The organism is Ligilactobacillus salivarius (genome assembly GCF_035231985.1).
GTDB lineage: Bacteria > Bacillota > Bacilli > Lactobacillales > Lactobacillaceae > Ligilactobacillus > Ligilactobacillus salivarius.
Window position 1 is genome coordinate 1 of sequence record NZ_CP117984.1, and the last position, 12,342, is coordinate 12,342.

The 12,342-nt window shown below is 32.1% G+C and carries 9 protein-coding genes; all 9 read left to right on the top strand.

Annotation, left to right across the window (positions count from 1 at the left end; all coding sequences use genetic code 11):
• The 9 genes from PTA89_RS08870 (at position 1) to PTA89_RS08910 (ending at position 12,325) form a co-directional block, all read left to right on the top strand.
• Positions 1 to 420, top strand: a complete 420-nt coding sequence (locus PTA89_RS08870) for a hypothetical protein (protein ID WP_003699121.1) — start codon at positions 1 to 3, stop codon at positions 418 to 420.
• 10 nt (positions 421 to 430) lie between these two features.
• Positions 431 to 2,251, top strand: coding sequence for an AAA family ATPase (locus PTA89_RS08875; protein WP_407659829.1), 1,821 nt, complete (start codon positions 431 to 433; stop codon positions 2,249 to 2,251).
• 12 nt (positions 2,252 to 2,263) lie between these two features.
• Complete coding sequence (locus PTA89_RS08880; protein ID WP_095761689.1) at positions 2,264 to 2,551, top strand: hypothetical protein; 288 nt, start codon at positions 2,264 to 2,266, stop codon at positions 2,549 to 2,551.
• A 74-nt stretch (positions 2,552 to 2,625) separates the two neighbouring features.
• Positions 2,626 to 2,964: a hypothetical protein gene (locus PTA89_RS08885; protein WP_034982209.1), complete on the top strand. Its 339-nt coding sequence runs from the start codon at positions 2,626 to 2,628 to the stop codon at positions 2,962 to 2,964.
• Positions 2,965 to 3,095: 131 nt separating this feature from the next.
• A complete protein-coding gene (locus tag PTA89_RS08890; RefSeq protein ID WP_095761690.1) occupies positions 3,096 to 5,501 on the top strand; it encodes a hypothetical protein in 2,406 nt (801 codons plus the stop codon).
• A 74-nt stretch (positions 5,502 to 5,575) separates the two neighbouring features.
• A complete protein-coding gene (locus PTA89_RS08895) occupies positions 5,576 to 8,440 on the top strand; it encodes a VirD4-like conjugal transfer protein, CD1115 family (RefSeq protein WP_095761691.1) in 2,865 nt (954 codons plus the stop codon).
• Position 8,441: 1 nt separating this feature from the next.
• Positions 8,442 to 11,228: a pLS20_p028 family conjugation system transmembrane protein gene (locus PTA89_RS08900; protein ID WP_324177489.1), complete on the top strand. Its 2,787-nt coding sequence runs from the start codon at positions 8,442 to 8,444 to the stop codon at positions 11,226 to 11,228.
• A 114-nt stretch (positions 11,229 to 11,342) separates the two neighbouring features.
• Positions 11,343 to 11,654, top strand: a complete 312-nt coding sequence (locus tag PTA89_RS08905) for a DUF5592 family protein (protein ID WP_003699111.1) — start codon at positions 11,343 to 11,345, stop codon at positions 11,652 to 11,654.
• Between the two features lie 5 nt (positions 11,655 to 11,659).
• Positions 11,660 to 12,325 (top strand): hypothetical protein, encoded by a 666-nt coding sequence (locus PTA89_RS08910; RefSeq protein ID WP_095761693.1) that lies wholly within the window; start codon positions 11,660 to 11,662, stop codon positions 12,323 to 12,325.
• The last annotated feature ends 17 nt before the right edge of the window (positions 12,326 to 12,342 follow it).

A 12,342-nucleotide genomic window follows, 5' to 3' on the forward strand; every position in this document is an offset into this window, starting at 1 on the left:
ATGGAAGAAGTGTTAAAAAGGGATAATTACTATTATGGAATAAAGTTATCAGAGTTGTCCCTACAAAATGCTGCTAAATGGCGGAAACAGGAGTTACTAAATTTAACTAAATTATCAATGATTCAGATTGATAACTTTTCTATGTATGATCCAAACTCTGATTTAATTAAAATTCGACTTTTTTCATTAAAAAAAATTTTAGAGAATGAAGGTCTTGATACTAAGTTTTGGTTTGTATCAAAAGAATTGAAAAGAACCATCAATTATTCTGATGTTTGGGAAATATCAAATCCTTTTATTTCAAGGACATTTTTAGTGAACTTTAAAAATAACAAAATAACAAATTTTAGCTACCGTTTAGAAGGGAAACAAATTAAAACAGAAAGTCTATTTGAAGCAATTAAACTAGATCAAGGGTGAGGTGAGTTATTTGACAAGGAAGATACAAACTCCGTCATTATCTAAATATACAATAAATTTAACTGCAAATGCTCGCAATAATCCTGATGACTATAAAGTGATTGGTCGTGATAAAGAGATTGCTCAAGTTATTTTTAATTTGTCTAGAAAAACAAAGAATAACCCTATTTTGTTAGGTGAAGCTGGTGTTGGTAAAACAGCTATCGTTGATGGATTAGCTAGATTGATTGCCTTAAATCAAGTCGGAGATAAACTAAAGAATAAACAAATCAGAGTTCTACAAATTGCAGCATTGGGTCAACAAGATGTTGTTAGAAAAATGCTGAATATTATTAAAGAATGTAAACAAACTAAGGGTAGAAACATTTTATTTATTGATGAAATTCATACTATTATGGGTGCAGACACTAGTAATGGTGCTATGGATTTAGGTGATGTTTTAAAACCAGCAATGGCTAGAGGTGAAATTCAATTAATTGGTGCAACTACCTTTGATGAATATGACAAATTTATTGAGAAAGATCCAGCCTTAGAGCGACGCTTTCAACAAATTGTAGTGAATGAACCTTCTAGAGACGATGCAGTTAAAGTTTTATTTGGAATAAGAGACAATTATGAAAAGTTTCATCATTTAGTATATACAGATGAAGCAGTTGAAGCTTGTGTTGATCTATCACTTAGATATATAGGTGATAGGCAATTACCAGATAAAGCAATTGATTTATTGGATCAAGCAGGATCTATAGCAGCTACTAAAGGACAAGAGATCATAGATGTAAAAGATATAGCTTTGGTTCTTCAGGATATGAAAGGTATCCCAGTAACTAACATTTTAAAGAATGATAGTAGTCGATTAAAAAATTTGGATAAAAAACTTGCGAAAGTCGTTAAAGGCCAAGCTGAAGCAATAAAAACTGTAACTGATGCTGTAACAATCGCTAAAGCTGGCTTGCAAGATCCCACTAAACCAATTAGTTCATTTTTATTTTTAGGTACAACTGGTGTAGGGAAAACTGCTTTAACCTTAGCTATGACAGAAGTTATGTTTGATTCTACTGATAATCTTATAAGAATAGATATGTCAGAATTCTCTGAGAGAGAGTCTTTAGATAAATTTCAAGATTTATTAACAGTGCAAGTTAAACGAAAACCATATTGTATAATTTTGCTTGATGAAATTGAAAAAGCTTGTACAGCTGTTCATGACAGATTGTTGCAAGTATTAGATGCTGGTATCTTACGGGACAAAAGAGGTCGCTCGACTAGTTTTAAGAATACAATTATCATTATGACTACTAACCTAGGTGCAGAACTAATAGTAGATAACCAAATTTATGAAGCAAATACAGCCGAAAAATTTCTGAATTTAACACCTAATGAAATTGCCAGAAAGCAAGATGCTTTTAAAAAGGAAGTTAATATGGAACTAACCAATATTTTTAGGCCAGAATTCGTTAACAGAATTGAACATAAAGTTATCTTCAATATGCTAACTAGAGATATTATTAAGCAAATTGCATATAATAATTTAGCTACTTTGTCAGAAAGAATGGCAGTACATGGATTTAAGTTGGTTTATGAAGATGATCTAATTGACTACTTAGCAGATATAGGTACTGATGTTTTAAATGGTGCTAGACCTTTGGCTCGATGCATTGAAGAAGAAGTTTCAGCTCCTGTTGCTATGTATATTATGAGATTATCTGATGACCCTGCTAATAATATCCATACCTTAAAAGCTACTGTTGTAGGTGAGAAATTAGGTGGTCAGTTACAATCTCACTTAAAAGGATCTAGAAAAGTAAAATTTACAGGAATTATTGATGACTAGAAGGTGAAAATAGTGGTTAATAGTATAAAAACTAAAAAAATTCTAACAGCAGAAGAGAAAGTTGCTGCACTTAAAGCTAAATTGGCTGCAGAGGAGAAGAAATTACAGAAAATTCGTAAACAAGAAAAAGACAATTTTATCAAAAAAGTAGGTCAGAAGATAGTTGATGAATTTAATATAACTGATGAAGAGGAACTAGAGACGTTCGTTGAACTTGCCCAATCTTTAAATGTAGAAAAAACTATCATACCTATTGATAAAGATAACGAAGTTGAATCTGCAAATTATGGCGAAAGTTAATTTTATTTGAAATCTCCTTGATAATTCAAACAGTGTTAAAGCACTAATTGAATTTTCTAAGGAGGTTTTTTACTATGCTAAGTATGGTAAGTGCAGCTGCTAGTAATGCAAAATTTCTAGCATTGAAGGGAATTGCAGGTGCTAATTTGTATATGCTAGATGCTAATGTAGGTCAAAATACCGCAAACACAATCAAAAGTGTTGCTAACAACTTACAAATTGCAGCACTAGTAGGTTTCGGTGCCTCAATTATGTGGGGCGCAGGTCTATTTGGTCTCGGTGGTGAAGAAGGGGCAAGATCTGCTAAGAAAAGATGGACACGTGCAGCAATTGGTATTGTTGTCTGTGTAGCCGCTTGGTTCTTATTGTCATGGCTTAAGGGATATGCTACAACAAACTTCCCAGATCAATAATAGTTAAAAAAATATCTCACACAAAATGTGGGATATTTTTTTGCTTTTTATTACTTATTGGCGAAAGTTGTGTAAAAAACTATTAAGTTTAATCTTCTAGGTATAAAACGTAATCAAAGGAGTGCAGTGATATGAGAATTTTTGATCGCTTCAAGAAAAATAAAGCAGAAAGACTAGAAGATAATTTTCAAGTCAGATATATTTTTTCACCTGATTTTGCTTTAGAAAATAATAAAGAAATAGAAAAATTATATACCAAAGTAGTAACCGCTCAAGATCAGAGAGGAGAGCTGACTTTAGCGGATACTGCTCCATTTGCAACATTTGCTATGATTGAAGAACTTTTCAATGAACTTCGTACATATATTACTGAAACAGGAACATCTATTCAATTTGAAGATTTTGCAATATGGGCATATGACAAAAATAAGAAATATAAGTTAGGTAAATCAGGTGATGATGGTAATCCGTTTGAATTCCTAACTTTATCAGATTTTGAATTGGATTATGAATATCAAAATCTATCTAAAGTTATTTTTGAATCAATCTTCAACGATCCTGAAAATGAAGATTTTGATTATGACGAAAAACTTAAGATTTGTAATGAAATTAAAGAGACATATATGCTGTCTACCAAGAAAACAGAGCGGGAGATTGCAAGGCTCCCTAGCATGGATGAGGCTGAGAAAGGAACTGTTATCTTAAATGTTCCAATGTTCAGCATGCAACAATCTGTTAAAGAGCAAGTTCCACAATATGATCCACTAACACATACATTTTCGCAAACTCAAACTCCACAAGTTGAAAAGGCAGTAGAAACAGTATCAAAAAAAGATAATTTAGAACAACAAGACCAAAATGTAACGAAAAAAGAAACTACTAATGTAAACAAAAAGGAAAATATCACTCCACCTAGAAATATGAATAATGCTAGAAACAGTAACAATAAACTAGGGAAAAGAACACAGCATCAACAGGTACAACAAAGAGCAGATTCTGAAGAACTCTATGCTAGGAAACAAGGTAGTATCGCTATCCCACAATTTGAGATTCAAAATGTTGATACTGTAGAAGTTGGTCAGAAAGGCTATGTTGAATACAAAGAAAATGAGTTTAAGAAGAATCTGAATCAGAGACTCAAAACTATTGGCAACAGAATTAACAATGAGAATGCTAAGACTATTTTAGAGAGGAGAAATTCCTATCAAAATTTAACAAAAAAAGCTGCTAATAAATATATATCAGAACATAAATCAATTCTTGATACTTTGGAACAAAAAGTTAGAGAAGAAATGTTGGCCAAGAGTAATTCTGAGATTGAAACTATGAAAGCTAGACTTCTTGAAAAACAAGAGACAGATCTAGCTATTGCTGAACAAAATTATAATCAAAAAGTTGCAGCAATTAAAGCAGATTATCAAGACAAAATCAAGGCTCAAAGTGCAGAGATAAGATCAACCTATGAAGATAAAGCATATCAAAAATACAATATAGAATACAAGCAAAAGAAGAATGAATTAAATAGAGCTTCTCAGAGAATTTGGCAAGAAAATTCCAAAAAATTTGATATTAAATTAAGAGAAGACATTGCTCAGTTGAAGATGGATTCGGCAGATACTTTAAGCAAACTTTTTAAGTCTTATCAAGATGAATTAGAAGAATATCATAATCGAATTTTAACAGAAAATCTGAACGCAAAGAAAATCATGATTGCTGAACAACAAGCAGATAATGAGAGCAAGAAAGTTGCAGCTCCTTATGATGAAATTCAACAAAAAAATAAAGCTCTAGCTACTTTAAATGCTGATTATCAAGCTGTTTTGGCCGAAAGAGATTCTTTGTTAAAGAGCAATCAAGATTTAAAGACTGATAATGAAACTCTCAGACGCAGAAATGATCAACTCGCAGATGCACAAAGCAAGCAAGTAGATCTAGTATCTAAAAAAGTAGATAGCATGGATGCAAAACAGCCTGACTACTTCCAACAATGGATGCAGATACAGATGGCTCAACAAGTACAAGCTCAATCTTCTAAAAAAGATGAAAAGAAAGAAGTTGTTGAGAATAAAGACGAAAATATTAGTTTAAAGAATAGTGTAAAATCGGCTCGTAGATTAGCTGCAAGTGCTTTTGTTTTATTAATTTTACTCGGAAGTGGTGCAGGTTATTTTACCTACCATACTGTTCAAACGAATAATGCTAAGTTAGCCTCTCTTGACAGTCAATTAAGTGCAGCAAAAAAAGTATCTAATAAGAAGAGTAATGTTTTAACTCAAGATCAAGTCAATAAAAAAGCAATTCAAGCTCTACATGATAATGATTTGACTACATTAAATAAATATTCGTCCGAAACATTCTATAGCTTGGACAAAGCAATTATTGAAGGAAAGAAAGATGAAGTTGTAAAAGTTATCAAATCAATGGATGAAAATAATTTAAACCTTCAGGATAGATATCGTGCATCTTTAACAGAGAGTCTTCTAAGACAAGCTAATCAAACAAGCTTAGCAGATAAAGTACAAGAGCAGAATAGATAGTTAAAAAGTTAAACCTAGTACAAATTTGTACTACGTTTAACTTTTTACATAATTAATTAGAAGGAGTTGATTAGATGAGATTTGGAAAAAATTATGATAAAGAGCGAGCAAATAAAGTAGATAATCGGACTCATATCATTGGTAATCCTGTTACTTTATTCTTACTTTGGTTAATCTGGTCATATTTTGTCTCTTGGATTTCGGCCTACTTTACAATAGGTTTTTCCACATTATTAGCTTGGTTAAACTCACCAAATAGTCAGCAGGCACTACACGATGGACAACTGATAAACTTTGATCCAGTAACAGAGGTTTGGAAAAATACGACCAACTTTGGAAATTATCAATTGGCTATAGCTACCAATAAACTATTATTTTTTGGACTAACGATAATATTCTCACTAGTGATGATACCAATTTTTGGGAAACTCTACTATAAACATCGTAGCACCAACTTTAATCAGTATGGCAATGATAGATTTGCTACAGTTGCTGAAGTTTTACGACAATATCCTCAAATTCCTGATAAAGGTTATGAATTCTCAGGAACAGGTGGGATTCCAGTTATGCATATAAAACCAACTAATCCTACTTTTATCAGAATACATCCAATTTTATTTTTTAAATATTGGTTACTTCCTATAATCCCATGGACTATAGCCAAGATTCCTCTATTTTCAATCAATCAAAAAGATTGGTTACAAACATTTGAACCAGCGAAGGGATTTTATAGCATTGATTCAACCAAAACTTCATCTATGATTGTTGGTATCTCCCGTTCTGGTAAAGGTGAGACGTTAGTTATGCCGTTAATAGATATTCTAAGTCGTGCTAAGAATAAAGTTTCAATGGTAGTAAATGACTTAAAGGGTGAGCTTAATCGTATGTCTTACTATACATTAAAAGAACGGGGATATGATGTAAAGGTTATAAATCTTGATGAGTTAAACTTTTCTGATTCATATAATCCATTAGAGATAATTATTAAATATGCTAGAGAAGGGTATTACGACAAGGCACAAAAGGCAGCTAATGTATTTTCAAGTTCAATTTATACAGATCCTAATGCCAAGGACAAATTTTGGCAAAATAGTTCGATTAACCTTTTAAATGCTTTGATTTTAGCAGTCTTAGATTACGCTGATAGAAACAATAGATGGGATCAAGTAACAATGGATAATGTGCTGCATATGATGACCGATCTAGGTGGCAAGGAAGTTATAGTTGATCAAGATAATAATATCGTTTCTAATCCTCAGCGTGGACAGCAAGTATCAATGAAAAGTAAATTGACAGTTTATTTTTCAAAATTACGAGATTTAAATGACGTTGAGTATAGTGAGTTTAGGCAAATGGCACTAGATTCCTTTGCTCAATCTAAATTTGCTGGTGAAGAAACATCTGGTAACATTTACTCCTCTGCTATGGAAGGAATCAAATTGTATCAGCAATCAGATATTGCAAAAATGACATCGTTAAATTCAGTAAATCTGGAGAGTATAGGCTTTCCTAGAGTCTTTAAAGCCAAATTTTCTAATAAATTTAAATTCTCAACAGCAATTATCAGCTTTAGTAATGATAAATCCGTTATAGAAGATAAGACAGTTATCGTTGATGAATTAGGCAATATAAGTTGTCCGATAAAAAGTAAATTACCTGATAGTTTTGAGATTAAAATAAGTTTTGCTTTTCGTAAAAACAAAGCAGAGCTAAAAGATAAATATGTAGTGATGAAAGCTAAGAAAATTTATAAAAAGAAAACAATTGGCAAAGGATCATATGTATTAGATCCTTATACTAAAAAACCTATCTTAAAAACTGTAAGATTAAAAGTTATTAAACTAGCCTTGGGTAAAGAAGGCAAGGAAAAGTCTAAAGTATTAGAAAGCAGCCTAGCGTATTCAGAGAAACCTGTAGCATTGTTTTTTGTCACACCTCCAAATAATCCTGCGTATAATCAATTGGCCACATTTGCGATTGATCAAGTCTTCAACGTAAATTACGAACTAGCTTCATCAAATGAAGGGGAAACAGTTATTCCTATTCACTATATTCTAGATGAATTTGGTAATTTAAATACTATTCCTAATTTAGATACAAAAGTAACAATGGGTTTAGGATCCAGGATTCATTTCCATTTTGTTGTTCAGAACCTAGAGCAGTTAGAACTCCATTATAGCAAACAACAAGCGGCTACTATTCAAAGTAACTGTGCTAATCTACTTTATATCTTAACTAATTCGGAAACAACAGCTAAATTCATTTCAGGTCAAATTGGTAAAAGAACTGTTGAAGTCAACACTAAAAATGGCAAAGCCTTGAATCCACATGCGGTTAATTATTCTGGTAGTTTAGTTGGTCAAGATTTGTTATCTCCTACCGAACTAACACGTCTCATGGGTGGTGAGATGGTTGTTTTAAGATCTGTTTATAGACAGGATACTAAAGGTAGATCAGTATCTGCTTATCCTATTTTTGATCACGCTGCAACTAAGATGCCTTATCGTTATACATTCTTGAATCAAGAATTCAATAGTTCAACTAAGCTCTCTGATGTAGCTATCAAATCAAGACATAGGAGTCTAGATTTAAAAGCACAAAGGATAAACTATGATACTGCTTATACAGAAATTATCAAAATGATAGGTAAAAATCTAAGATCTAAATCAGCAACTGGTCAGACAGTTATTCAAGAAATTTTAAATAATCAGATATTTAGTGATACTGAATTAGAAAATCAAGTTCTAATATCAAAAATCACAAACTATCTGTATTCATTAGCTAGTAGAATCGCACCTCAAAAAATAGAATCTTTTAAAGATGCTGATTTTTGGAAAAAGAATAATAGCTGGAATGCTATTCAAGGTATCTTAGAAGATACTGTTGCATTTGAAAACTTTAAAAATTTTGTAATTAATACTAAAAAGGAGGTTAGATAAAATGTTGTTATCAAATTTGTTTCTTCTAGCAGTTGATGTACCAACCCTAGATCATTCTTTATCAGATGTTGCTGGGAAAGATAATTTTGCCCCTGGAGATTATACAGATGTCGTCCATTTTTATCATCAGTGGGCTACTCATTTACACGGCAACTTAGGCATATGGCATTCAGTTTATGGGACTTTTGCTAACCCTATGATTAAGCTATTCTATGCAATAGTTTCTGGTTTGGATAAAGTCTTTAATTCTGTTTTTTCTATCCTAGGATGGGACGGAACGTTGAGTGCGAAAGGTTCTCCTTTACACGCATTATATATGGTTATATCAACAATTGGATGGGCATTGTTAGGTGCTTCAATTATTATTCTAGCCCTGCAATCGTTAACTCATACGGTGAGATGGGGGAAGGTTCTACCTAACATCTTTATGGTTTCTCTAACCTTGACTGTATTACCGTTGCTCATGAGAACAGTTAATGGTCAATCTAGAACAGTTGGTAATATTGTTGTGACAGCTAAAAATGATATTAATAAAGCAGCTGGTAACGATAATGGAGCAAGTGCTGCAGATTTAGCAATTCAACCAATTAAGAATAATGTGATTGATATGGCCAGAATTGCGAATAAAGGTTGGAAGTACGATCCTAACAATATTAATCCATCTTCTACAAATTCGATTAGAACGAAGACAGATGTAAATAATTTAGATCTAGGTGCTAGTATGGATCCTAAATCTTTAAAACAATTCAAAGGTTTTGATAAGAAGATTGCTGGAAAGGGCGATAATAAGGTATCTGAACCATTTAAATATCATTTAATTACTAATAAAGGTGCAGATGCCAGTCAAGAAACATCTTATTCTCTTGTAAAAAATGAAAATGGGACAGGTATGGGAAATCTGAATGACTATTCATATACACGATATGATGTTGAATGGTTACCTTTAACTGCACAGTCTATAATTCTAGGTATCATTTATGTCGTAGCAGCTTTTAGAGTTGTTAAAGATATCTTTGAGTTAACATTGATGAACTTAATAGCACCACTGTTAGCATATAAATCGACTCGGTCTACAAAAACACTAAGAGACTTAATTAGCAGCATTATTGGACTATATTTATCTATAGACATAATGTTTCTAGTAATTAAAGTCTTCATGATCTTTTTAGGTAGTTTTCCTGATAAGTTAAGTGGTCTTGGTCTTAACTTCTTCCAAAAAGGCATGGTTATAGCTATCATCTATGCAGCTGCAGGTTACGCTATGTTTGCTGGTGTTTCTTATTTTGAGAGAGTTACTGGTGTTTCACAAGGATTCTCTGCTTCTACAGGACAGATCATGGCAGCTGGGGCAGCAGGTGTTGCAGCAGGTGCTGCTGGTGTTAAATTAGCTAAAGCAGCAGGTTCAACAATGTTAAATGGGGTTACTAGATTAGGAAATTCTAGCGTTTTTTCTGGAATTAGTAATAGTAACAAAGATTCGGCACATGCACCAAGTAGCAACAATTTAAGTAACGATAATAAGAATGAAAGTAATCCAGTAAATAGTTCAGACGTTGATTTAAACAATGATCATCACAATAATTCTGACAATAAAAATGATTTAAATCATCAAGATGGCTCTAAAGATACCACTCAAAATTCTGAAAATAACAGTGATAATCATAATAATTCTGATAGTCAAAATGTAGAAGAAAATAGTGGTAATTCTAATCTTGATGAAAATAATGCTGCAACGTCTGAACAAGACAGTTCTACTCGTTTAGGAGATGAAAATACAGATGCTACTAATGATGAAGATCAAGATATTGCTAATGAATTAGATGAGACTAACCCTGCTAGCATAGATTATGGTATGGATCAAAATCCAGATCAGGATATTGTAAATGGAGATCAAAATGGTAATTATGAATCGAATAATTCAGGGTATAACGATGAGAATCAGGATATTGATAATGTAGATGGTTCTGATAATCAATTAAATCAAGATCTAGGTGACGATTATGCTAATATCTCAAATAATGAAAACCAAGACATTGATAATCAACTATCTCAAGATGATCCTAGTGGCGTGGATTATGGTGCAGATCAGAATCTAAATCAGGACGAAAGCCCTGCTAACTATACTGATAGTTACCAAGATAGTAATCCAGAAACAAACCAAGATGCAGATAATGCTAATGGATATAATGATCCAATAACACAAAATCCTGATGATGGTTATACTGATATCTATAATGGATACACTGACTATCCTTATGATAATCAAGGAGGATATGATCCAAACCAGATTAGTGATACAGTTGATGGTTATGAAGATCCTATGAATCAAGGTTTAGATGATGGTTATACCGATATCTATAACGGCTATACTGATTATAATAATCAGTCAGGATATGATCCAAATCAGGTTAGTGATACAGTTGATAGTTATGAAAATCCAATGAATCAAGATTTAAGTAATGGTCATACAGATTTTCCTGATAATCAAGTAGAAAGTAGCTCAAATCAAATAGATGGAACACAAGTAGATAATACTGCTGATAATTATCCACCTGCAATTCCAGATAGTCCTCAACCTAATTTTGATTTCAGTAAAGATGTTAAGAATCCAGTTGATCCAAGTAGTAATACAAGTAATATTGTTAATAATTCAGTTGATAAAACTAATCAAAGCTTTACAGATAAGATGGGGGATATCAGTAAGAATTATCTAAGAAATCGCAATTTCAATCTAAGTCCTAAAGGTAATGTTCATGGTGTAGATTCCGAGAAATTTGAAGATGAATAAGTTAATAAAAGTTCAAGTTCATGTAACTTGGACTTTTTTTATTGGCGAAAATTGTTTTTTATTACAAATCTAGCATAATTCTTACATACAAATAGCTAGAAGGGATTGATAAACTTGAAAGAATTTGTAATCGTTCCAGACATTAAAGCTGAAATTAAGTTCTTTTGGAACATATTTCTAAAAGATGTAGCAGTTTTAGGATTAGTAATTTTTGCGACGATGCTTCTGTCACAACTCTTTCCAGAAGAGCAAAGTAAGCAACAATATATTTTTATGGCATTAGGTTTTGTTTTAGCAATCTATCTAGACTTACGTCCTAGAACTAATCCTGGAAAACGAAATTACGAAGTCATTTGGATGCTATTACTTAATCGACAACCAAAATTATTTAAATCATATGGATACTATGAATTTGATAGGAAGTGATTATTGTGGCAATTAAGGTAAAGAAAGATATATCAAGCTCACCTCAACCTAAAAGAAGGTTGTTTTTTAGGAAAAAAGAAAAAGATTTATCAAAAAGGGAGCAAGTATTTACTTCTGCACCCATTATAGATCTGATTGGGTATAAAGGTTTTACTCAAAATAGTGATCATTTTTTAATACTAAAAGATAGTGACGACGGATATGCAGAATTTCTAACAATTCGTGGACAAGGACTGGGAACCTTGTCTTTTAATCAACAGAAAGCAGTAATAGAAGGATACCATCAATTTCTATCAATGTATTTAGAGGATTTTCAAATCATGATTAGTCCATTTCCAACAAATACCTCTGTACAGCGTGTAAATGTTTTGCACAGATATAACAAGGTCACTTCACTGATTTCAAATGAATCCAAGCCACGAAGAAAACACCAACTTTTAATGCAACAACGTTATATCAAGGATCAATTATCTACCTTAAAAAGAGTGGAGAAAGAATTATTCAATCAAGATTTCATTTTAATTTTATTTGCTAAAAATCAAAGAGAATTAAGAATCAATCGAGATAATGCGATTAATTGGGGTGGAAATTCTGTAATTTTAGAAAAAATGGATTTAGAAAAGAAAAAATTAGTTCTATACAGAATGAATAATCTAAACACTAGAATTTAAAGATTAGGAGGCCGTTA

Bases quoted from the DNA above. Each gene is read 5' to 3' on its own strand.
- PTA89_RS08885 (WP_034982209.1), top strand. From the start codon at position 2,626: ATGCTAAGTATGGTAAGTGCAGCTGCTAGTAATGCAAAATTTCTAGCA.
- PTA89_RS08900 (WP_324177489.1), top strand. From the start codon at position 8,442: ATGTTGTTATCAAATTTGTTTCTTCTAGCAGTTGATGTACCAACCCTA.
- PTA89_RS08870 (WP_003699121.1), top strand. From the start codon at position 1: ATGGAAGAAGTGTTAAAAAGGGATAATTACTATTATGGAATAAAGTTA.
- PTA89_RS08890 (WP_095761690.1), top strand. From the start codon at position 3,096: ATGAGAATTTTTGATCGCTTCAAGAAAAATAAAGCAGAAAGACTAGAA.
- PTA89_RS08895 (WP_095761691.1), top strand. From the start codon at position 5,576: ATGAGATTTGGAAAAAATTATGATAAAGAGCGAGCAAATAAAGTAGAT.